We start from the raw sequence: 21,771 nt of genomic DNA, 5'->3' as shown, positions 1-21,771 counted from the left end.
ATCGCCTGCCACGCCCACGCCGCCTCCGCTCGGTTCGCGGCCCCCTCCGCTACCTGCTCGCTGCTGCTCAGCTCGCCGACGTCGTGGTGCAGGAGCCCTCGCCAACCTCTTCGCGCCGGAGGCCGGCGACCCGCCGGTGTGCTTCACTGACGCCGTGTGGCGGCTGCTCGAACCCCTGCGAGCCGAGGATCGGGAGGCCTTCCTCGCCCTCGCCCACCGCCGCACGTTCGCGCGCAACGAGGTCCTGTGCCACGAGGGCGACCCGGCGGACTCGCTGCATCTGGTCGAAGGCGGCCACCTCGCAGTGCGCGGCACATTGGCTTCGGGCGCCGCGGCGACCTTCACGGTCCTCTCACCTGGGGACTACTTCGGCGAGCTAGCGCTGCTGCGCACCGACAGACGCCGCACGGCGACGGTGACGGCGTTGGAAGAGAGCCGGACACTCGCGGTCGCGGGAACGGCATTCGACCGGCTCTGCCAGCACAACCCGGGCATCGAGCGGGTCGTGTCCACGCTCCTGGCCGACCGTATCGACCTCCTCAGCCGGCGACTCCTCGAGACCATGTACGAGACCTTGGACCGCCGGGTCTACAGCCGTCTGCTAGACCTCTCAGATGCCTACGGCACGGGCGAGGGCGCCGTCGCCATCCCCCTCAGCCAGGCCCAGCTCGCAGACCTGGTAGGGGCGACGCGGCCACCGGTCAACCAGGTCCTCCAGCGGCTCGCGGACGGCAACGTGATCCGGCTCAGCCGCTCGCGGATCGAGGTTCTGGACCCGGCGGAGCTGCGCCGACGCGGTCCTTGAGTGATCTGACGGAGTGTCTCGGGGCGAACAGAACTTTCCTTCGCAGCGGCTCAGGATCGGGTTCACAACACAGATCCCAGCGAAGGAACCCGACATGTCCCTCTACGAATCCGAAGCCATCTGCCGAGCCATCATCACCGACCGCATCCGCGAGGCAGACCACCGGCGCCTCGTCCGCGAGATCAAGCAGTCCGAGCTCCGCAGCAACATCGGCGCTGCGACCGCGCCCGCCAACCGACGCTCCCGCCTCTGGAAGCTTGTCCACCTCTCGCACGCCTACGGCTGACCGGACGGAGCCCACCATGTCCACCCAGTCCGCCACCCAGACCACGACCAGGGCCGACCTCCTCCACGACGCGCTGCGTCGGGAGCTGCTGCGTCTTGCCCGACACGAAGACGACGCCGCCAGCCGGGAGGCGGCACGCGTGCACTACTGGGAGCCCACTCCCGTCACCGTTGTTGTCCACCGACAATGTGCCGCAGCCCTGCGCAACGCCGCTGATGAACTCCTTCCGCGTTGATTGTCACCTGAGAACTACGGACAGGACCAGCAGTGGCGAGAGGCGTGAGTCAGCTCTTCACCCCGATCGCCCTTCACGACGTCACCATCCGCGACCGGGTGTGGGGTCGCCCCGACGTGCCGGTCCTCCGCAGGCGACGGCCTCCCGAACGAGTGGCGCCTCGTGCACATAGGCTCGTTCGCCCCCGGCGGCGCCCGGGCTGGTGTTCACCGAAGCGACCGCGGTCGTCCCCGAGGACCGGATCTCGCCTGAGGTCACCGAGTCCTGGAAGGACGAGCGGCAGGACGGTAGCGATCGTCTCGTTCGTGCGCGGCCAGGTGAGCGCGGCGCCGGCATCCACCGGCCCACGCGAGCCGTTCGTCCTAGACGGCGATGTCCTTGGGACTCGTGAGCGAGGACTCGCAGTAGACGTCGAGGTCAACCGCGAAAGCAGCTGGGATCCCGCGACACATCAGCGCACACTCGCTCCGCCACGCCGCCATCACCCACGCCCTCGACGCAGGCGTCCCGCTACGCGACGGCCAGATCCTCGCCAGACACGCCGCCCTGCGCACCACCGAGTACTACGGCCGCGCCCGCGGAGTCCTCGACCGCCACGGCGTCCACTTCCTCACCGCCTACGTCCCTGCCGTCTAGACGAGGGCGGAGCTGGACGACGCGAGGCACGCAGCACCCGAAATGACGACCGGTGATTGGCGAAACGGGGATCCTGAGTAGCGCGCGAGCGGGGTTCCGAACCAGGTCTTCCTTGTTCATTTCCGAGCGGTTCTGGAAACTGGCAGGGTGCCGAGTTTCGGCGCGGATGGGCGACTCGGCAGGCGGGGCGAGCATGAGCATCTCCGGCAAGAGCCTGGTCCGTCGGTGGGGTGGCCGTGCAGTCGGGTTGGCTGTCACGGGCGTCGGCCTGTACATCGTGGCGCCGAGCTTGTTGACCATGTTCGGGGCGTGGCCCCGATTGTCGGACGTTGACGAGCCCTGGTTCGTCATCCTCGCCGTACTCGAGATCTGCAGCCTTGCTTGTCTGTGGTGGCTGGCGCGCATCGCGCTCGCGAGTCCCGACGACCCGGACCCTGACGACCCGGACCCTGACGACCCGGTCCCTGACGGGGCGGCAGATCGACATGCTCAGCCGCCACCTCGATTGGGTTGGGGGACAGCCGCGGCTGCCCAGCTCGCTGGCAACGCCGCCAGCAAGGTCGTCCCCGGGGGTGCCGCCACCGGTGGAGTCGTGCAGGCCAAGGTCCTCATCCAGTCCGGGCAGCCAGCCGGCGCGGTGGCGTCGGGGCTCACGGCCACCAACCTGCTGGGGACAGCGGTGCTCTTGATCCTGCCCGTGCTCACCATCCCGGCCCTGATCATCGGGCCGCCGCCGGCGAAGCAGCTGCAGCTGGGGTTGGTTGTCTCGTTGATCCTGGCAGCAGTCATCGTTGCCATCGGCGTCACGGCGCTGACCTGGCCATCAGTCGTGGCCGCGACCGGCATGGTCACCGGACGTGTCGTCCATGTGTTCTGGAAGTCTGTGACGCCGCACGGTCTTGCGGACGGGCTCCTGGCGCAGCGTGCGCGGGTCGCCGCTGCGTTTCGCGGTCATTGGTGGAGGGCCGTGTTCGCTGCGGCCGCGAACCGCATGTTCGACTACGCGGCTCTGGTCGCCGCGTTGGTGGCATTCGGAGCGCACGTGCGTCCCGCCGAGGTGCTGCTCGCGTATGTGGTCGCGCAGGCGTTCGCGATCATCCCGATCACACCCGGTGGTGTGGGCTTCGTCGACGCGGGACTGACCGCGCTCCTCGTCCTGGTCGGCGTCCCGGCCGACACCGCGCTCATCGGCACGCTGCTCTACCGACTCTTCTCGTTCTGGCTGCCGATCCCGATTGGCGGGCTGGCCTGGGGGTGGTGGCGGATTCACCACCAGGTCGCGGATCGCCGGTTGACCGACATCGACTAGCACCCGTTCGAGCGGCTCGTCGACGACAGCGACCTGAAACGCGCGGCTGGTCTCAGACCAGTGGGGCTCCGCGCCTGAAGTCGACACGAGCTCACGCCGAGGTGACACGCGTCCTTCCGCCGCGCTTCGGCGCCAAAGAACAACCGGATCTGCCTGCGGGTTCAGGCGGTCATCGCAACACCTCGGCTAGTGCTTGTGATGGTGTCTTGAAGCCGAGGGTCTGTCGAGGGCGTTCGTTGAGCTCTTGAGCGATGGCGTCGAAGTCGGCTTGGGTCAGGGTGCGGAAGTCGAGGCGGCGGGGCAGGTACTGGCGCAGGAGTCCGTTGGTGTTCTCGTTGCTGCCGCGCTGCCAGGGCGACTTTGGGTCGCAGAAGTAGACCTGCACCCCGGTGGCGATGGTGAAGCGTTGGTGCTGGGCCATCTCGTGGCCAAGGTCCCAGGTCAACGACTTCGTCAGCTGCTGCGGCAGCGTCGTGACTGCGGCGGCGAGCGCATCGGCGACCGCGTCAGCCTTGTGATTGCCACCTGGTAGCGCGACCAGCATCAGGAACCGGGTCGAGCGCTCCACCAACGTGGCAACGGGGCTCATCCCTTTGCCGAACACCAGGTCGCCTTCCCAGTGGCCGGGCACCGCCCGGTCCTCTACCTCGACCGGTCGCTCGGAGATGTGCAGCGTGTTGGGCCGGCCGCCACGACCGTCGGGCAACCGGACTCCCTTGGGTCGCCGGATCACCCGCCCGGTGCGCAGGTGAGCGGTCAGTTCTTTGCGCAGCGCGCCGCGGGACTGGACGAACAAGGTGCGGTAGATGCTCTCGTGGGACACGTGCATCTCCGGGTCGTCGGGGTAGGTGGACTTGAGCCAACCTGCGATCTGCTGGGGTGACCATCGTCGCTGAAGCTTCTCGGCCACGATGCCAGCCAGCACCGGGTTCATGGCCAGCTTGCACGTCTTGGGACGGGTCGCACGCGACCACGCCTCACGATCGGCTCTGGCTGCTCTGTATCGCCTCAGCCCGCCGTTGGTGTTGATCTCTCGGCTCACCGTCGAGGGCGCTCGACCCAATCGAGTCGCGATGGCTCGGATCGACTCCTTGGCCGCCAAGCCCCGAGAGATCTCTTCACGCTCCGCCATCGACAGGCGACACCGGGACCGACGCCGGGGATCGGGTCTGACCCCGCCACAGCGCAGCAGGTAGGTACGCACCGTGCTCGGTGACAGGCCTAGCTGCCGAGCCGTCGGCTTCGCTGCATGGCCAGGCGTCAGCTTCTCGTAGTCACCGTGTCCCACCGCAACCTCCTCGAGTCAACGAAGTGTTGCGCTGACCCGTTGAGAGCGCCCCGATGAGCGGGCGCTTTACTTCGCCCAGTAGGGGCGGTGACTGGAAGCTTCGAACGGCGACGTCACACAATGCAGACGCCTACCGATGGGGCTCCAGACGGACACTGGTTCGGCAGCACCGTTGCCAGACCGGCGGAGATCTTCAGCGCCTTCGACCGCCCCGGTGAACGCGTGCGGCACCGACCCTTGGGGCGGTGGGCCACGTGAGCCCGTGACTCAGCCCGTCGAGCCGAGGGTCTGCCACTCGCCCCACTCGGATCCGTCGACCAGTCGTCGGAGCTCGGAGCCGTCGGTCTTGATCGTCCAGAGGGACTTCGCACCCGTGGCGTCAATCCTCGTGAAGAGGATCTGGTCACCCTCGGGGGAGAACGTGATCTTGGCGCTGTACTCGTTGAGGCCACCACCCATGTCGGCCAGCGGGACCAGGGTCCCGCTCACCACGTCGACCAGGGTGAGCTCATTTACATGGCTCCCGTCGGACGACTCGCCGCCCGGTTTATTCACGAAGGCGATCTGGTCACCCGCCGGGGACCACTCGATGCCGTACCACCAGTACAGGGTGTCATCGGGGTCTTGGGGGACCAGCTGGCGGGCCTGGGACCCATCAGCCGCCGCGACGTAGAGCCCGTCCGGAGGCACGTACGCGATGTCGTCTCCGTTGGGCGAGTATTCGAACTGGGACTGGGATCGCGGGTCGTCTGGCGACAGCTGCCGCGGCGGGGAGCCGTCCACGGGAATCTCCGCACCGCGGAGCAGGAGGGACGTGCCATCGGGTGACCACACGGGGTCACAGTCGCAGCTCGGCAAGAGCTCTGGCGGCACGGTGAGCAGCGCCTGGCGTACCCCGTCGAGCCCCCAGATCCCCAACGAGCTCTCGAAGTCGACCCAGGCAGCAACCCGGCTGGAGTCGGGCGACCACGCGATGCGCCAGCCGAAGCTGGGGAAGGATGCGATGCGGCGGCCCGACGGATCACTGATGGTGACGGTCGTGCTCGTGGAACAACCGTTGGGTCGCGTGTCACCGCTGTCCTCGTCCCCTCGGTAGGCGAGGTGCCGCCCATCGGGCGACCAGGCGGGTCCGTCGACCCAATAGCCTGCGCACACGTCTTCTGCGCCGGATTGGACGGTATCTGTGATCCGGACCCGGTTCGCGCCGTCCCCGTCGGCCACGTAAATGTCCTCGTCGAGCTCGAACGCGAGGCGGCCCAAGCTTCCCGGTGCCGACGTGGTCGGGAGAGGCGCCGCAGGATCTGGCGCCGTGGGCCGGTTGGCTTGACCCGCCAGGCTCACCCCCAGCACCACGGTCGCTGCGATGGTCGCTGCGACCACGCCGGTGATGCGGCGGCGGTGGTGGTGCCGGGCACGCCGCAGGACGGCGTCAGCGTCCAGGGCTGGGGCGGGCGCATTCCGACCTGCTCGATCGAACAGCTCCTGCACGTCTGCGCTCATGATCGGTCCTCCGTGACGGGACTGAGGGTCGGGGTCGGATCGAGATGTGCCGTTCGCCTGGCTTGGTCACCGGAAGCGTCGAGATGGGCACGCAGGGCCTCTGTGCCACGAGAGAGGCGGCTCTTCACCGTGCCGGCGGGGATCCCCATGACGTCAGCGATCGCCTCGACGGTGAGGTCGTCGGTGAACCTGAGGACCAGGACCGCGCGTTGGCCGGCCGGCAGTGCGGCCAGCGCCGACACCAGGGGCCCGTCCAGTTCGTCGACCGCCGAGATGGCGCGCTCGCTGGTGACGTCGATCGAGTCTGGGACGCTGCTGAAGAACCGTTCCCGCCGCCACGGCCGGCGCCGTGCGTCGACGACCTTTCCAATCAGCACCCGGTTGGCGTACGCATCGACGTGCCCGCCGCGCGCGATCCGCGACCACCGCGGGTACATCGCGACCAGGACGTCCTGTACCAGGTCGTCAGCCGACGACCAGTCCCCACACAGCAGGAACGCCTTGCGTCGCAGCGTCGAGGACCGAACGATCATCCACTCGCGGAAACCGTCATCGTCCGGAGCTGGATCCTCACCGGACCTCGCTGCATCGACCATGACCGTGTCCCGTCACCTTGAGCACTTGTCGCCCTCAACCTCTAATCGTCATCAGAGGGTGGGAACGTTCCATCCTCCCCCCGCGCGAGCCGCCAAGGCGAAGCTCCTGCCTACGACCGTCGAGCGTGCGGCTCTCAAGCAGATCCAGGTCGGAGTCGCCCGACCCGGCCAGGACAGCCAGCTCGCCGCTACGGACGTCCTGGCCGGGTACATCAAGAGCCTTGACCGCCCGTCCGCAGTCGTCGCACGCTCGGGGTATGACAGTGACCGCGACGAGCGTGCGGGGGCGGCGGTGGTTCCTTGTGCAGGCAAGCAGGGGCGTCATCGGGTTTGCGTTGCTGGGGCTTGCGGCGGCTTGCAACGCCGATGGCGACGACGACACGGATGTCCCCAGCGGCCCGGGCCGTAGCGGCTCTGCCGCCGGGTTGGACTGGTGGCGAGTCGACTTCGCCTATGTGTCGGCCTACGTGCTCGTGCGCGGCCGCGAGGCCGCGTTGGTCGATTGCGGCCTCGGTAGTCGCCTGGACGAACTCGAAGCGGTACTTGGAGCCGCAGGTACTGGATGGGGTCACGTGCGGCACGTCCTGATCACCCACGCTCACTGGGACCATCACGATGGCCTTATTGAGGTCAGTTCTCGGGCGCCGGACGCGACCATCTACGCGGGCGCGGCAGATCTGAGACACATCCAGGACTTCTCGGGGCGACAGGTCCGCCCGGTCACCGACGGCGAGGAAGTCTTTGGGTTGCAGTTGGTCGAGACCCCCGGACACACCCCCGGCCACATCGCCGTCTTTGATACAGACTCGCGGGTGCTCATCGCCGGGGACGCTATCTCCAACACAATGAACGGGCTGCAAGGCCCGATGTCGGAGTTCTCCAATAGCCTGCGGACAGCCGAAGAGTCGGTTCGCAAACTTGCCGCTCTGGAGCCCCAGGTCATTCTTGTCGGCCACGGCCCGCCCGTCCAGCGAGACGCCGCAGCCCAGCTGCGACGGCTGGCCAGGTCTCTGTGAACTGACCGCGTCGAGGAAGGCGAGCTCGGCCCCGCTTCTCGACCCGTCCGCTGCCGCCCTGCGACATGCGCCAGTGCACTGTCGAGATGGATGCGTGGAACTAGGCCTGACCTGGTTGCTCGGGCCGGATGAGGCGACAAGAACCGTCACGAGCGACTAGCGCACCCGTTCGTGCTGTGCACGCCGACCGGATCATGTGCGCCGTTTGCGATCTAGCGCACCTCATGGTGATGCACCGTTCAGACTCGGGCTAGGCGACAACTCGGTCGTCCCGCAGGTCGTCCTGGACCCGACGAATCTCGAGTGGGAATGATGCTCGATAAGGCACCACCGAGCGCCCGGTGTTGCCGCTGGAGGCCAAGCTCGACGACGTCTGAGCATCCGCATCTGTCGCGAACCGAGTGTCCGCTCGTGCCGAGATGCGTTCAGAAGTAGCCCACAGCTCGACAGCTCCATACGCAGAAGGTGAATAGGTGCGGCAGGGTTGCGAGGTTGACCAACACCTCATACGGCCTCACGCGCCGGGGAGAGCTGCGGCCGACTCTGGACTACCGGCGGGGCGCCACTCCCCCGCGGGAACCAGCGTCGACCCGCCGGACACGACTGCCCCGTAGGCGCTGCACAGCGTCCAGAATGTCGCGTCGGCACCGCTGATGAGATCCCAGCATCCCCGCCAAACCGGGGCGCGAGGCACGCCTGCGGATCGTTCTTCTTCCGACCAGATCAGTCGGGCAGCACCAACTTCTTGGTCTCGAAGTGCTGGTAGTCCTTGAGCGAGTTGAAGTCACCACCCCAGAAGAACTTCTGCTCCCGGAAGACCTTCTCCACCACGTCGTTCTTCGTGATCATTCCCGGACGCATGTCGGTGCGGTCCAGGTAGTCGACCCCCGCCGGCGGCAGGACGGTGCTGCCCCGGACATACGGATTCTCCACGGGATTGATGTCGATGGCCTGGCCGTAAGAGTGGATCGAGAAACGATCGGTCGTGCCCGTAACAGGCCGGCAGTTGAACGCCGAGGTGTTGTCCGCTGCCATAGAAGCGTCGTCGGATCCGCCGTAGTTCTCGATCAGCTCCATGCGCCGGATCGGGAACCCATTCTCGAATAGCACCCGAAACGCCTCCACCACCTGAGGAGCGACCAGCCGATGCACCATCAGTTGGCCCCCGGAGTGGACGGCACCGTCGAACCCGATGAAGTTCATGTCGATGATGCGCAGATCATCGATTGGCACCGGGCAGCCGGGCTTCCACGACATCCCGATCATCCGCGCCCGCGTCTCCTCATCGACTGTCCGAATGGTCGCCTGGAACGCCGCAGAGGGAGCAGTCGTCGCAGTCGCGCCACGCCAGGTCGCAGGAGAAGCGGCGAGCGGGACCGCCGGCGCCACAGCCAGGGCCCCAGCCAGCACGACGGAGGACAGGAAACCCGAGATCTTCATAGCTCTCCCCGTGTCGACTCTTCAACGAGCAGGTGGTGCGATAGACCCTAGTCCTACCACCGTCCCGCGTCACCTCATAGCATCGTCGTCTACGGCATCTGATTCCGGGATCCAGGAGCGGTCTCGTAGGTCGGTCAGTGGCCGAAGGACACCGCCTCTGACCTGCAGAAGCCACCGTACGACCTGCCGGTTCCGGCGGTTGTATGGTCGCGTCGGCGATGGCGTGGCTACTCAGCAAACGGCGCGAGTCGGACGGCTGCAGCGAAGGCGCCGTAACGGTGCAGGAAACGCGCGCGTCCCTTCGGGACTCGGTCCGCCTCGTCTCGAAACGCTTGTGTGAAGGCGCCCTTGAAACCCTCCCGGGGGTGCAGCATCACGGTGTCGGTCAGCAAGGTGTCAGGAAGCTGCCAGGTGTGCAGCCCGGTGACGTCCGCGGCCGCTCCCGCCGAGAGCAGTCGGGCCACGGCCCCATGCTCTGGTCCGACACCCGGGCTGTGATGCAGAGTGATGGCGTCGAGCACGATGGTGGTGGCCTCCTGTGACAGGCCCACCTCGTCGGCCACCTCACGAGCCACGCGGGTGCTTTCCAGCGTGAAGTCGGCGTCTCCGGACGACGTCAGGAGGCCGGTGTCGTGCAGCATGGCTGCCGCGTACAGGAGCTCCTCGTCGACCTCGATGCCGGTCACGACACCCAGTGCCAACCCGAAGCGGAACGTGCGCCGGCTGTGGTGGAGGAGCACCGGCGGTAGCCGTCGAGCCGCTGCCTCCTCGGCGCGTCGAGCGAGCACGGTGCGCGGGGGCTCGAGGCGCTCCGGCGCCACGTTCTCGTGACGGCCGGGGTGCAGGTGCAGCGCCCGTTGGGTTCGGCCGACGGCGTTTCGCAGGTGCGCTGCCGCCAGGGGGCGCAGCAGTTCGCGTCGTTCGGAGGCGCTGAGCCATCCCCGGGTGTCGTGCGTCCAGGCGACGGTGCCGACCTTGGCGGCGCTCCGGCGGGTGCCTGGCTCGGCATCGTCGTGACAGTTGCGCGTCTGGCTGGCGGTGCGGGGGTTGCTGAATAGGGACATGATGTCTCAGCTCCTGGGTGAGCGCTCAGTCGGGCGCGTTTCGTTCGGGTCTCAAGTGGGAGGTCGGGCTCGACCGGGTGTCCCGACCGGGACTTCCGATGCTGGGCTCACTGCTTGAGCGGCTGCCCGGTTCGTACGGAGGAGACGACGTCGCGGATCGCCTGGCTCGTGGTGGCGGCGGCACGCTCGTCCACGGCAAGGTCGGCGTGGGCGGCGCCCTCGACGACGTGGTGCGCACTGTTGGTGGACAGGGCAGCCAGCTTGTCCTGCTTCGGCATCCATCCCGGGCTGCTGCCTTCGCCGGCAGTCAGCACGAACAGGGGCCGGTCGTCGAAGGTGGTGAGCGCAGAGGCCTCCCTGGCCGAGGAGCCACCTTGGCGGTACTCGTCGATGGTGCTGCGCAGGTGCTCGCTCGTTGCGAGGCTGGCGCGTTCTGCATCTTCTGAGTCGGGCGGCAGCGTGTCGCCGCTGAGGCCGACGATGAGCCGCATGAGACCGAACCGCGCGGTGCTCGACAGGAGCGCTGAGAGGCGGTCCATCGGGTCGTAGGAGCGGTCGGGTCGCCCGGTCGGGGTCGGCGCCGAGACGGGTGCCGTGGAGTCGATCAGCACCATGCCGGCAACCTCGCCGGGGTACTGGGCGGCGAAGGTGAGTGCATAGAGCCCGCCGAAGGAGTGACCGGCCAGCACGTACGGTCCGGGCACGTTCGCGCGCTGGAGCAGGGTGTGCAGATCGGTGGCGATCTGGATGGCGTCCTGGGTGGTGTCGGTGGGGTCGCTCCATCCGCGGCCAGCACGGTCGTAGACGCAGACGCGGGTGTCGCGGGCGACGGCGGGCGCTATCCAGCCCATCGTCGAGGACGACATGCCGGCGCCCGGTTCGAGGACGACGGTCGGCCTGCCGGAGCCGGTGCAGTGCAGGTGCAGGCGGTGTCCTCCCACGTCGACCAGCTGGCCCGGCATCGCGTGGTCCGGTGCCGTCCGGGAGCGCACCGTTTCCGTGCCGGCTCCGACCGAGACGACGGCGAGCAGCACAACTACCGGGTAGAGGAGCCAGCGCGCGAACCGGCTGCCCATGTCGCGTCTGATGCGCGCCACCATCCAGACCGCGAGCGCGAACGTGACCGGCGGCCACACCCAACCGAGCGCGTCGTGCGCGCCTTGACCGACAGCGATGAGGCTCAGCCCGCCAAGGCCCAGGACCGTGGCCGGGGCCCACGCCCATCGCTGGGGTTGGTCGGTGAACCGGACCGAAAGGACACCCAGCATCGCCCAACCCAGGGCGAAGCCGCTGAGCACCGCTCCGGTGAGCTCGCTCGGTTCGGCCGGGATGAACGGCATCGCGACAAGGACCCCCGCGGAAAGGAGTCCGCTCGCCAGCGAGCCCGAGACGATCCGGCCGAGGCGTCCCTTCGGCTGCTGCGGGCTGGATGGCTGGTTCCGGCGGTTTCGTCGCGGTTCGCGCGCGGTCTCGTGCCGAGAAGTAGTTTCGTGGATCACGTCGGGCGAGGCCCGTCGGCCAGCCTCTTCGGTAGGCGGTGAAGCAGCCATCTCGAACGCACTTCCTTCGCTGTCTGGGGCGGGCCTCAGGGGTTACGGGCCGGCGGCTGCGTTCAGGTTCGGCTGGCGGCCTTGCCTGCTTCTGTCCGGGCACTGTCCGCTCCGGCAGTGTCGGGAATGCGGCGCGGCCTCGGCTCCAGGAGGTGCATTCGCCGAACGCCGTGACCGTCATCGAGGGCGGCCCATCGGGCAGGAAGTGGGGACTCAAGCGAGGCGTGCTGTCGCGCTTCTGTTCTCGGCGTGAATCCGAACCGGGTGCTGGGCTCGCGGCCACGCAACACGGGGCCCCGTTCGCCTGTGACACGCGCAGGACAGGCCAGCCGGTGGACTTGGGTGGACAGCGTGCGGACAGCGCGGCAGCGCAGAGTGAGCGGTGTCCAAGCCAAAGGAGTCTCCGGAGGTGAGAGCCGGTATGGGTCAGCTGAACCTGTTCGTCGGCGGCATGAGCTGCCGCCGCTGCGTGCGTGAAGTGACCGCGCTGGTCCGTGACGTCGCCGGGGTGGAGACGGTCAGCGCGAACGCCGGTGACTGCGTCGTCCGTCTGACGGGGTCCATGCAGGCCGCAGACGTGCTCGCCGCGCTCGCCGGCACCAGCTACCGAGCCCGAGTCGACGACACCCGACTCGACGACACCCGATCCGGCCGCATGGGCGGCGACAGCGGTGAGACAGCAGTCGGCAAGCCGTCGCAGTGACCGTGGTGGCCACAGCCGGTCACGGCTGGTCCGTCACCACGAAAGGGCACGTCATGTCTCCTACGTCTTCCACCGCGGAAGCCCGAAGCAGCCGCCGCTGGCTTGCTCTCGGTGTCATCGCCGCGGCCCAGTTCATGGTCATCATGGACACCTCCATCATCGGCGTCGCACTGCCGAAGATGCAGCAAGACCTCGGCTTCTCCTCGCAGGGGCTGAGCTGGGTCTTCAACGCCTACGTCGTCGCGTTCGGTGGCCTGCTCCTGCTCGGCGGTCGGCTCTCGGACCTGTTCGGCGCCCGTCGAATCTTCAGCCTCGGCTGGGCCATCCTCGCCGTCGGCTCCCTGATGGCCGGGTTCGCCGGCAACGTGCCCGTCGAGCTCGCCGGCCGCGCCGTCCAAGGCGCTGGGTCCGCGCTCATCGCACCGGCCGCGCTGACGTTGCTGTTCATGACCTTCGGCTCCTCACCCAAGGAGCTCACCAAGGCACTGGCGCTGTACGGCGCCGCAGCACCCGCCGGAGGCACCGCCGGCGTCTTCCTCGGCGGCGTCCTCACCGAGTACGCCTCCTGGCCGTGGGTGTTCTTCATCAACGTCCCCCTCGCCGTCATCGTCGTCGCGCTCACCCGCTCGGTGATGCCGGCCGGCCCGACCCGCCGGGGCTCTCTGGACATCACCAGCGCCGTCACCGTGACCGCCGGACTCGCGGCGGTCGTGTTCGCCGTCGTTCGTGCCCCTCAGGCGGGATGGACCTCAGCCTCGACCCTGATCGCCGGGCTCGGCGGACTGGCGCTGCTGGGACTGTTCGTCGTCATGCAGGCTCGGCTGCGAGAGCCCCTGATGCGGCTCGGCATCTTCACCGCCCCGAACCTCGCGGCCTCCAATGCCGCCCAGTTCATGCTCGGCGCCGCATGGATTCCGATGTTCTTCTTCCTCAACCTGTACCTGCAGCAGGTCCTCGGACTGGGAGCGTTCGCCAGCGGTGCGGCGCTGCTGCCGCTGACCGTGACCATCATGGTGGGGATGATCGTGGCCGCGCCGCGCCTCATCGCCCGATTCGGCCCGAAGGCGATGACCGTCGCCGGACTGGCGACCCTCGCGGCCGGTCTGGTGTGGCTGTCGTTCATCCGCCCCGCCGGCAGCTTCACCGTCGACGTGCTACCCGCCAGCCTTGTCGCCGCCGCCGGAATGGCGATGGCGTTCATCCCGTCGCTCGGCATGGCGCTGTCCGCCGCGGCTCCCGAGGAGGGTGGCCTGGCTGCCGGCATCGTCAACACGAACTACCAGGTCGGGTCCGCCCTCGGCCTGGCCGCCATGACCGCGGTCGCCACCGTCTTCGGCTCCGACCAGGCCGGGAACGTGAGAGCCCTGACCGACGGATTCTCCGCCGGCCTGCTGGGAGCGGCCGCCATCGCCGCTGTTGGCGCCGTCATCGCCTGGGCGTGGCTGCGGACCCCGCAGGCGGCCCCGGAGAGCGCCGAGCCCACCAGCACCGGTGAGCACGAGCGCGCCGCCGCATGAGCCCGTGAGGGCCGGCGACCTGCCGGCCCTGACACCCGCCGGACACCACCGGCACCCACCCACCCCTCGGGCGACCCAAGGGGCAAACACACAGGAGGAACTGCCATGAGCTTCATCGAGACCCACGACGTCGTCGGGATGACCTGCGACCACTGCGCTCGCTCCGTACGCACCGAGATCAGCGCCATCGACGGCGTCACCGGCGTCGATGTCGACCTGGCCAGCGGCATCGTCCGCGTCACCGCTGAGCAGCCGGTGCCCGCCACGGCGCTCCGCGACGCGGTCGAAGAAGCCGGCTACGCGCTGGCCTGACCCCCCAAGCGCCGCGCCCCGGTGGCGGACCCCCTCTTCACCGGGGCGCGGTTTCCACGCCCGTCCCAGAACTGACCTTCCTCCCGGCGCCGTCCCCGCGGCCCGCACCGGCAGCCCGCGCGCCGGTCCCTCTGACCCTTGGACCTCGCCGATCCGCCGGTACGCCCTTCCGAGCCGTCAGCACGAGATCCGACCCCGGCTCGTCTCCGCACCGGCAACCAGGTCGCGTTCCAGGAAGGCACGGCGGTCCGCGCCTCAGCCGTGGTGTGGGCGACCGGGTTCCGCGCCTACTACTCCTGGGTGGCCGTTCCTGACGCGTTCGACGAGCAGGGCCGCCCACGTCACGAACGCGGCATCACCGCCACCCCCGGCCTCGCCTTCGTCGGGCTGCCGTGGCAACACACCCCGCGGTTCAGGGCTGCTCGGGTTCGTCCAGTCCGACGCCGCGTGGGTTTGCCGGCCAGTTCGAGGCCGACCGCGCCCAGCGAAGCGCCCACCTCGCCGTCCGCTGACTTGGTCGTGCTCGACCGGCGCCGGTAGCGCCGCACACCGGATGGACAGCGGGCGGACAGAGCTCGCGAACAGCCTCGACACATCAGACCTCACTGCACCCAGGGAGCTCGTCATGACCACCACCGCCTCACCGCACGCCACGCCCGGCACCCTGCCCGACCCAGCCGGCAGCACCGTCGACCCGCAGGGCGCCTCGCACAGTGAGATGTGCACCCTCGAGGTCGGTGGCATGACCTGCGCCTCGTGCGTGGGCCGCATCGAGAAGGCGCTCCTCAAGCTCGACGGTGTCGCGGACGCGCGGGTGAACCTGGCCACCGAGGTCGCCTCCGTCACCTACGACCCGGACCTCGTCCGCCTCGACGACCTCACCGGTGCCGTCGTCCGGGCCGGCTACTCCGCGACCCCGCGCCACCAGGCCACGGGGACCACCGGGGGCACCAGCGGCGACCCCGGTGCCGCGGAGTCTGCCTCGACGGGCGACGCGGGTGGGGCGCGCGACCGGGAGCTGTCGCGCTTGAAGCGCAAGTGGCAGACCTCACTCGCGGTCGGCCTGGGCCTGATGGGCCTCATGTACGTCCCGCTGTACATCGACACGATGGACTGGCTGATGCCGGTCATCCTCGTCGTCGCCACCGCCGTCCAGTGGTGGGCCGGCAAGAGCCTCTACGCCTCCGCGTGGGCCGCCGCCAAGCACCGCACGACCAACATGACCACGCTCGTCGCGCTCGGCACCGGAGTGGCGTGGGGCTACAGCACCTTCGTCACCCTGTGGCCCGCCCTCGCCGAACAGGCCGGACTGCCCCTGCACGTCTACTACGAGACATCGCTCATCATCGTCGCCCTGGTCCTGGCCGGGAAGTGGATGGAAGCCCGGGCCAAGAAGGCCACCGCCGCAGCGGTCACCGCCCTGGTCGGGCTGGCACCGAAGACCGCCCGAGTCGTCCGCGACGGCGTCGAGGTCGACGTTCCCGTCGAGGACGTCGTTGTCGGCGACGTCATTCGCATCCGGCCCGGCGAGAAGATCCCCGTCGACGGCGTTGTCGTCTCCGGCACCACCGCGGTGGACGAGTCCATGCTGACCGGCGAGAGCCTCCCGGTCGACAAGACCGCCGGTGACCCCGTCATCGGCGCCACCGTGAACACCACCGGGTCGGTGCAGATCCAGGTCACTGCCGTCGGTGACGACACGGCTCTGGCCCAGATCATCCGCCTCGTCGAGGACGCCCAAGGCTCCAAGGTGCCCATGCAGCGCCTCGCCGACAAGGTCTCGTCGATCTTCGTCCCGGCGGTCATCATCGCGGCGTTCGCGACGTTCGTCCTGTGGGCAGTCTTCGGGCCGGCCACCGAGAACATGACCATGGCCATCACCACCAGCATCGCCGTCCTCATCATCGCCTGCCCCTGCGCCCTGGGGCTGGCAACGCCGACCGCGGTCATGGTCGGCACCGGCCGCGCTGCCGAGCTCGGCATCCTCATCTCCAACGGTGAAGCCCTCGAGCAGGCTCGCCGCCTCACGGCGGTCGTGCTCGACAAGACCGGCACCATCACCGAAGGCAAGCCCGCCCTGACCGCCATCCACACCCCCGACGCGTTCGACGACGACCGCGTCCTGGCGCTGGTCGCGGCGGCCGAGGGCGGCAGCGAGCACCCCATCGCCCAGGCCATCACCGCCCACGCCCGCACCGCCGGCCTCACCGTGCCGCCCCTGGACTCGTTCGACGCCGTCCCGGGACACGGACTGGACGCACGCGCCGACGGGCACCGGATCCGCGTCGGCAACCGCGCGATGATGCAGCGCGCCGGCATCGAAGAGGACCCGGCCATGACCGCCAAGGCGGACGCCGCCGCGGGCCGCGGTGAGACGCCGATGTACGTGGCCGTCGACGACCGACTCGCCGCAGTCGTCACCGTCGCGGACACCGTCAAGGACGAGTCTCACGAGGCCATCGCCCAACTCGAGGCACTGGGGCTCGAGGTGTGGATGATCACCGGCGACAACGGGCCCACCGCACACGCCGTCGCCGCTCAGGTCGGCATCACCCGCGTCCTGGCTGACGTGCTGCCGGCCGACAAGGCCGCCGCCGTGGCCCGGCTCCAGGAGCAGGGGCACGTGGTGGCGATGGCCGGCGACGGCATCAACGACGCCGGCGCCCTCGCCCAGGCCGACCTCGGCATCGCCATCGGCACCGGCGCCGACGTCGCCATCGCCGCCTCCGACATCACCCTCATCGGCGGCGACCTTCGCAGCATCGTCTCCGCGATCGCCCTGTCACGGCGCACGGTGACCACGATGAAGCAAGGATTGGTCTGGGCGTTCCTGTTCAACATCCTGCTCATCCCGGTGGCCGCCGGTGCCCTGTACTGGTGGAACGAGCTGCTGCTCGACCCGGTGCTCGCGTCCGCGGCGATGGCGATGAGCTCCGTCGCCGTCCTGTCGAACGCGCTGCGGCTGCGCCGGTTCCGCCGCCCGGAGACGGTGAAGGAGATCCTGCACCCGCCGGTGAAGGAACGGGTCGGCCAGTACGCCTACCTGGTCGCGGTCGCGGCCGTGGCTCTGACCATCGGTGGGACGCTCACCGCGGTGAGCCGGATGGACTTCGCCGAGCGCGGCATGAACGGCACGCTGGCGTGGATGCAGACCACCGGGATGCCGATGCGGCCGGCGATGTCCACGATGATGACCGCCGAAGTCCCCCCGACCGAGGCCGCCGAGGCCGGGTTCGACGTTCAGCTGCGCGTGCCCGACACGACCCGCCCCGGCGTCCCGACGACGGTCACCGCGACCGTGGTCGACACCGAGACCGGTGAGCCCATCACGGACGTGACCCGCAGCCACGAGGCGTGGATGCACCTCATCGCCACTCGCGCCGACCTCGGCACGTTCGCCCACGTGCACCCCGAACCGACCGGACGCCCGGGTGAGCTGGAGGTCGAGGTGACGTTCCCGACTGCCGGGACGTACGTGGTGAACACCGAGTTCCGTCAGCAGGGCGAGATGGCCGACGTGCACCAGCGTCAGCTGGTCACCATCGCCGGTGACTCGCCGCGGCCGGTCACCTTGTCCGCTGGCCCGCGGACCGTGGTCGTGGACGGCATCGAGGTCGAGCTCGGCGGAGCAGCAGCCGTCGGCGGACCCAGCGACCTGCACTTCGCGTTCAGTGACGCAACCACCGGCGAGCCGGTCGACAACCTGCAGCCGTACCTTGCCGCGGCCGGACATGTCGTGGTGATGAAGTCCGGCGCGCAGACGTTCGCCCACGAGCACGCCGAGGTCGAGGACGCCCAGGGACGCACCGTGTTCGCTCTGCCCGGGCAGACGTTCGGCCCGGAGCTCGACGTGCACGCCGAGTTCGACACCCCCGGTCTCTACCAGCTGTGGGGCCAGTTCCGGCTGGCTGACGGCAATGTCATCACGGTGCCGTTCACCGTCGACGCGTCCTGAACCACCCTTACCGCTGTCGGCCCGCCCCACCCCCGGGCGGGCCGGCGGCATCTTCTGTACAGCTGAACATCGGTGCCCGTTCGTTGCGGAGCAGGGGTGGACGGCCAGAACGTGACCCGTTTGGTTTGTTGCTCGCCGCCGTTTCCGCGGGGCACGATGGAGGTCGACTCGCGGATGGGAACGGCAGTGAACGACGTGCGCTACAGGCTGCTCGGGCCGATGGAGGTCAGTGTCGACGGGACGCCCGCGAAGCTTCCCGGCACCGCCGAACGCGCCCTGCTCGCCCAGCTCCTCCTCGCACCCGGCCGCACCATCCCAGCCACCATGCTGGTCGACCGGCTCTGGTCGGAGTCGAGCCTGCCCGTCGACCCGATGAACGCGCTGCAGATCCGCGTCTCCAAGCTCCGTCGCGCCCTCAAGGCCATCGGCGTCGGCGACGTCGTCACCCGCGAAGGAGTCGGTTATCGCGCCAGCATCGACCCAGGCGCGGTGGACGCGCTCGACTTCGCCGAACGTATCCGCGCCGCGCGCACAGCCGCCGCGAACGCAGCCGACAACGGCGGCATCCAGCCGGCCCACGTGCAGGCTTTCGACGACGCGCTGGCGTTGTGGCGCGGCGACCCGCTCAGCGACTTCGCGGTCGAACGATGGGCCGCGGCCGAGGCCGCCCGCCTCACCGAGCTCCGGCTGACGGCGATGACAGAACGCGCCCAGCTCGCGCTGGCGCTCGGTCGCCACCAGGAAGTCGTCAGCGATCTCGAGCCGCTCGTCGCCCACGACCCGACGTTGGAGTCGCTGGTCGGGTTGTTGATGCTCGCGCTGTACCGCAGCGGCCGCCAAGCCGATGCCCTCGAGGTGTACACCCGCACCCGTGAGGTCCTCGACGAGGACCTCGGCCTCGAACCGTCGGTGTCGCTGCGGTCCCTGCACGAACGCGTACTGCGCCAAGATGCCGCCCTCGGCGCTCAACACGACATGATCCCTGCCTCCGCGACCGCATCAAGCGCCTCGACCGAGGAGCGGCATGTCGAGGCACCTGACGCCCCTAGCGACCTTAGAAGCCAGTCGGCTGCTGCACCGGTCGGGCAACCCACCGTGTCGCTCACGATGCCGGTACACCGCTCGCGGGCGGACGAGGACCGGACGGCGCCGACCAACCTGCCGACCGTCCTGCGTCCACTCATCGGTCGTGACGCCCAGCTCGACTCCATCGCCGAGCTCCTCGGCGGCGTGCGGCTGCTGTCCCTCATCGGCGCCGGTGGCGCCGGCAAGACGTCGCTGGCGCTCGCCACGGTCGCCCGCGCGTCAGCGAACTACCCAGACGGCGCGTTCGGGGTGAGGCTGGCGTCGGTCACCACCCCCGACCAGGTGCCGGTCGCGTTCGCTGACGCCCTCGGGATGCCGCTCGACGGCGCCGCCGCGACCCGCGACCTGCGAGACCGGCTCATCTCGTTCCTCACCCAGCGTCACATGCTGCTGCTCGTCGACAACTGCGAGCACGTCGTGGACGCCGCCGCCGTCCTCGTCAACGACATCCTCAGCCGCTGCCCCCACGTCACCGTCATCACCACGAGCCGTGAAGCGCTTGCCATCCCCGACGAGGTGCAGGTAACCGTGGGCCCGCTGGAAACGCCCCCCGAGGACTCCTCGCCGGGCGAGGTCCTCGGCTACCCAGCGGCGCAGCTGTTCGCCGAACGAGCCCGCGCCGTACGCCCGGGGTTGCTGTTCGACGCCGACAACCTGTCCGCCATCGGCGACATCAGCCGCTCCCTCGACGGCATCCCACTCGCCCTCGAGCTCGCCGCTGCCCGGGTCTCGACCCTCTCGCCCGTCGAGGTGTCCATGCGGCTCGGAAGCCGGTTCACGCTCCTCACCTCAGGCGCCCGCACCGCCGAGGAGCGGCAGCAGACCCTGCGCGCCACCGTCGACTGGAGCTACCAGCTGCTGTCGGAGACCGAACAACGGGTGTTCGACCGGCTCTCGGTCTTCCAGGGCGGCTGGACCCTGACGTCAGCTGAAGAGGTCGTCGCAGACCAAGGTGCGCTACCCGGAGCAGTCCTCGACACCGTCGGCCGGCTCGTCGAACGGTCCATGGTCGTCGTCGAGCCCGGCCCCACCACCCGGTACCGGATGCTGGAGACACTGCGGCAGTACGCCGCCGAACGACTCCAGGCGGCCGGGCAGGCGGTCGAAGTGGCACGTCGCCACGCCGCCTACTTCCAGAGCGTCGTCGAGCACGCCGAAGTCGGGTTGCGGGGTCATGAGCAACGCCAAACCCTGCGGGTGCTGCACGACGAGCAGCCCAACATCCGCGCCGCCCTGACGTTCCTCGAAGGCCCCGACGGAGACCGCGACGCCGCGTTGACGATGGCCGGCTCCCTCGGCATGTTCTGGCACCTCGGCCGTCACCTGGAGGGCCGTCAGGTGCTGTCCCGGCTGGTCGGCAGCCACGACGGGTCACCGGCAGCGCGGGCGCTGGCCCTGCAAGCGGTCTCCATTGTGGAACGGCCGCGCGGCTGCTTGGTTCACCCCAACCCTCGGTGCGCCGAAGCAGCAGAAGAGAGCCTGGGCCTGTTCGAGGAGCTCGGCGACACCTGGCACGCTGCCCTGTCCCGAGTCCTCCTCGCCGTCGAAGGTGTCACCGGCGCGTACCCGGACCGATCGCAGGCGCTGCTGGCAGCCGCAGAAGAGCAGTTCGACGGCGACGGCGACCCGTGGGGACCCGCCGTCATCGGGTTCGTCCGCATGGAGACGGCCATCAAGACCGGCGACGTCGAGACCGCCGTCCGCGTCGGCCGCACCACCGCCGTCGCGTTCCGTCAGCTCGACGACGCCTGGGGTCTCTCCGCCACCCTGTACCACCTCGGATGGGGGCTCCGGCAGTTCGGCCGGTTCTCCGATGCAGCCCCCGCCCTGGAAGAAGCCATCGACGTCGCACGAGGCGCCGGACTGTGGAACACCGCCCAGTGGGCGCTCGCGGATCTCGCCATCGAACAGGTCCACCTCGGAGACCACGACGCGGCACGCCGGCTGTTCGACGAGGCAGCAGCTGCGTCCCGCGAGATCGGTGACGGCGCAGGCGAGGTACTCGCCGGCTACGGGTACGGCCTCCTCGCCCACGTGCAGAAGGACTGGGACCGAGCCACGCGGCACTACGCCGTCGCCAAGGACGCGTTCATCGACCTTGGCACTCCCGTCTACGAAGGAATCACGCTCGCAGCACTGGGGCGCTGCCACGAAGCCCACAGCGACCTCGTCGAAGCCGAGACGCGATACCAGGAAGCGCTGGGAGTGGGTCGCCGGCTCGGCGAGCCGAGTGTCACTGCCTCTGCTCTCGAGGGGCTCGCTCGGCTGGCGTTCGCTACGGGTGACCGGGACACGGCCACCGCGCGATTCAGCGAAGCGGCTGGACTCCGTGAACGGTTCCACCGGCCGGCACCACCGCACGAGCGTGCCGATCTTGAGCACTTCCACGCGTCCTGACGTGCGGAACGTAGCAACGTAACGCGCACCCTCGGGCAGGGGCGCCTGGGAGTTGCTACCGCCACCTCGTTGCCCC

16 protein-coding genes and 1 pseudogene are annotated in these 21,771 nt (G+C 69.2%); 11 read left to right on the top strand and 6 right to left on the bottom strand.

Annotated features, from left to right (window positions below; genetic code table 11):
* Positions 1–154 precede the first annotated feature (154 nt).
* The 5 genes and pseudogenes from ACFQW6_RS03950 to ACFQW6_RS03930 all read left to right on the top strand — a co-directional run bounded on the left by ACFQW6_RS03950 (position 155) and on the right by ACFQW6_RS03930 (position 3,271).
* On the top strand, positions 155–805 hold the full coding sequence (locus ACFQW6_RS03950) for a Crp/Fnr family transcriptional regulator (protein WP_378541506.1): 651 nt from the start codon (positions 155–157) through the stop codon (positions 803–805).
* Positions 806–899: 94 nt separating this feature from the next.
* A complete protein-coding gene (locus ACFQW6_RS03945; RefSeq protein WP_378541505.1) occupies positions 900–1,091 on the top strand; it encodes a hypothetical protein in 192 nt (63 codons plus the stop codon).
* Between the two features lie 16 nt (positions 1,092–1,107).
* A complete protein-coding gene (locus ACFQW6_RS03940; protein WP_378541503.1) occupies positions 1,108–1,326 on the top strand; it encodes a hypothetical protein in 219 nt (72 codons plus the stop codon).
* A 426-nt stretch (positions 1,327–1,752) separates the two neighbouring features.
* Positions 1,753–1,962: pseudogene (locus ACFQW6_RS03935) on the top strand (tyrosine-type recombinase/integrase); the annotation flags it as partial.
* A 193-nt stretch (positions 1,963–2,155) separates the two neighbouring features.
* Positions 2,156–3,271 (top strand): YbhN family protein, encoded by a 1,116-nt coding sequence (locus ACFQW6_RS03930; protein ID WP_378541501.1) that lies wholly within the window; start codon positions 2,156–2,158, stop codon positions 3,269–3,271.
* 169 nt (positions 3,272–3,440) lie between these two features.
* Here the strand turns inward: ACFQW6_RS03930 and ACFQW6_RS03925 are convergent, their stop codons facing one another.
* The 3 genes from ACFQW6_RS03925 to ACFQW6_RS03915 form a co-directional block, all read right to left on the bottom strand.
* Positions 3,441–4,559, bottom strand: coding sequence for an IS30 family transposase (locus ACFQW6_RS03925; protein ID WP_378541499.1), 1,119 nt, complete (start codon positions 4,557–4,559; stop codon positions 3,441–3,443).
* Positions 4,560–4,826: 267 nt separating this feature from the next.
* On the bottom strand, positions 4,827–6,059 hold the full coding sequence (locus tag ACFQW6_RS03920) for a hypothetical protein (RefSeq protein ID WP_378541497.1): 1,233 nt from the start codon (positions 6,057–6,059) through the stop codon (positions 4,827–4,829).
* The gene (locus ACFQW6_RS03915; protein ID WP_378541495.1) at positions 6,056–6,655 is read right to left on the bottom strand and encodes a SigE family RNA polymerase sigma factor; all 600 of its coding nucleotides are present in this window, start codon (positions 6,653–6,655) and stop codon (positions 6,056–6,058) included. The genes ACFQW6_RS03920 and ACFQW6_RS03915 overlap by 4 nt, the downstream gene beginning before the upstream one ends.
* Positions 6,656–6,912: 257 nt before the next feature.
* On the opposite strand from ACFQW6_RS03915, the gene ACFQW6_RS03910 reads away from it, so the two are divergent.
* Positions 6,913–7,671, top strand: coding sequence for an MBL fold metallo-hydrolase (locus ACFQW6_RS03910; protein WP_378541493.1), 759 nt, complete (start codon positions 6,913–6,915; stop codon positions 7,669–7,671).
* A 723-nt stretch (positions 7,672–8,394) separates the two neighbouring features.
* Here ACFQW6_RS03910 and ACFQW6_RS03905 read toward each other — a convergent pair.
* The 3 genes from ACFQW6_RS03905 to ACFQW6_RS03895 form a co-directional block, all read right to left on the bottom strand.
* Complete coding sequence (locus tag ACFQW6_RS03905) at positions 8,395–9,111, bottom strand: M15 family metallopeptidase (RefSeq protein ID WP_378541491.1); 717 nt, start codon at positions 9,109–9,111, stop codon at positions 8,395–8,397.
* A gap of 227 nt (positions 9,112–9,338) precedes the next feature.
* The gene (locus tag ACFQW6_RS03900; protein ID WP_378541489.1) at positions 9,339–9,851 is read right to left on the bottom strand and encodes an HD domain-containing protein; all 513 of its coding nucleotides are present in this window, start codon (positions 9,849–9,851) and stop codon (positions 9,339–9,341) included.
* Positions 9,852–10,282: 431 nt separating this feature from the next.
* Positions 10,283–11,515, bottom strand: coding sequence for an alpha/beta hydrolase (locus tag ACFQW6_RS03895; protein WP_378541487.1), 1,233 nt, complete (start codon positions 11,513–11,515; stop codon positions 10,283–10,285).
* A 631-nt stretch (positions 11,516–12,146) separates the two neighbouring features.
* On the opposite strand from ACFQW6_RS03895, the gene ACFQW6_RS03890 reads away from it, so the two are divergent.
* The 5 genes from ACFQW6_RS03890 (at position 12,147) to ACFQW6_RS03870 (ending at position 21,695) form a co-directional block, all read left to right on the top strand.
* Complete coding sequence (locus ACFQW6_RS03890; RefSeq protein ID WP_378541486.1) at positions 12,147–12,428, top strand: cation transporter; 282 nt, start codon at positions 12,147–12,149, stop codon at positions 12,426–12,428.
* A gap of 53 nt (positions 12,429–12,481) precedes the next feature.
* On the top strand, positions 12,482–13,945 hold the full coding sequence (locus ACFQW6_RS03885) for an MFS transporter (protein WP_378541483.1): 1,464 nt from the start codon (positions 12,482–12,484) through the stop codon (positions 13,943–13,945).
* Between the two features lie 105 nt (positions 13,946–14,050).
* On the top strand, positions 14,051–14,257 hold the full coding sequence (locus tag ACFQW6_RS03880) for a heavy-metal-associated domain-containing protein (RefSeq protein WP_378541481.1): 207 nt from the start codon (positions 14,051–14,053) through the stop codon (positions 14,255–14,257).
* A 625-nt stretch (positions 14,258–14,882) separates the two neighbouring features.
* The gene (locus ACFQW6_RS03875; protein WP_378541479.1) at positions 14,883–18,212 is read left to right on the top strand and encodes a heavy metal translocating P-type ATPase; all 3,330 of its coding nucleotides are present in this window, start codon (positions 14,883–14,885) and stop codon (positions 18,210–18,212) included.
* Positions 18,213–18,386: 174 nt separating this feature from the next.
* Positions 18,387–21,695, top strand: coding sequence for a BTAD domain-containing putative transcriptional regulator (locus ACFQW6_RS03870; protein ID WP_378541477.1), 3,309 nt, complete (start codon positions 18,387–18,389; stop codon positions 21,693–21,695).
* Positions 21,696–21,771: the final 76 nt, after the last annotated feature.

Source organism: Nocardioides sp. GCM10028917 (assembly GCF_042666175.1).
In the GTDB taxonomy this organism is placed as follows: Bacteria; Actinomycetota; Actinomycetes; order Propionibacteriales; family Nocardioidaceae; genus Nocardioides.
Note: the sequence above shows the minus strand (reverse complement) of the source record. Positions and strands in the feature narration are given on the sequence as shown.

Bases quoted from the DNA above. Each gene is read 5' to 3' on its own strand.
- ACFQW6_RS03945 (WP_378541505.1), top strand. From the start codon at position 900: ATGTCCCTCTACGAATCCGAAGCCATCTGCCGAGCCATCATCACCGAC.
- ACFQW6_RS03940 (WP_378541503.1), top strand. From the start codon at position 1,108: ATGTCCACCCAGTCCGCCACCCAGACCACGACCAGGGCCGACCTCCTC.
- ACFQW6_RS03930 (WP_378541501.1), top strand. From the start codon at position 2,156: ATGAGCATCTCCGGCAAGAGCCTGGTCCGTCGGTGGGGTGGCCGTGCA.
- ACFQW6_RS03920 (WP_378541497.1), bottom strand. From the start codon at position 6,059: ATGAGCGCAGACGTGCAGGAGCTGTTCGATCGAGCAGGTCGGAATGCG.
- ACFQW6_RS03915 (WP_378541495.1), bottom strand. From the start codon at position 6,655: ATGGTCGATGCAGCGAGGTCCGGTGAGGATCCAGCTCCGGACGATGAC.
- ACFQW6_RS03910 (WP_378541493.1), top strand. From the start codon at position 6,913: ATGACAGTGACCGCGACGAGCGTGCGGGGGCGGCGGTGGTTCCTTGTG.
- ACFQW6_RS03905 (WP_378541491.1), bottom strand. From the start codon at position 9,111: ATGAAGATCTCGGGTTTCCTGTCCTCCGTCGTGCTGGCTGGGGCCCTG.
- ACFQW6_RS03895 (WP_378541487.1), bottom strand. From the start codon at position 11,515: ATGCCGTTCATCCCGGCCGAACCGAGCGAGCTCACCGGAGCGGTGCTC.
- ACFQW6_RS03890 (WP_378541486.1), top strand. From the start codon at position 12,147: ATGGGTCAGCTGAACCTGTTCGTCGGCGGCATGAGCTGCCGCCGCTGC.
- ACFQW6_RS03885 (WP_378541483.1), top strand. From the start codon at position 12,482: ATGTCTCCTACGTCTTCCACCGCGGAAGCCCGAAGCAGCCGCCGCTGG.
- ACFQW6_RS03880 (WP_378541481.1), top strand. From the start codon at position 14,051: ATGAGCTTCATCGAGACCCACGACGTCGTCGGGATGACCTGCGACCAC.
- ACFQW6_RS03875 (WP_378541479.1), top strand. From the start codon at position 14,883: ATGACCACCACCGCCTCACCGCACGCCACGCCCGGCACCCTGCCCGAC.
- ACFQW6_RS03870 (WP_378541477.1), top strand. From the start codon at position 18,387: ATGGGAACGGCAGTGAACGACGTGCGCTACAGGCTGCTCGGGCCGATG.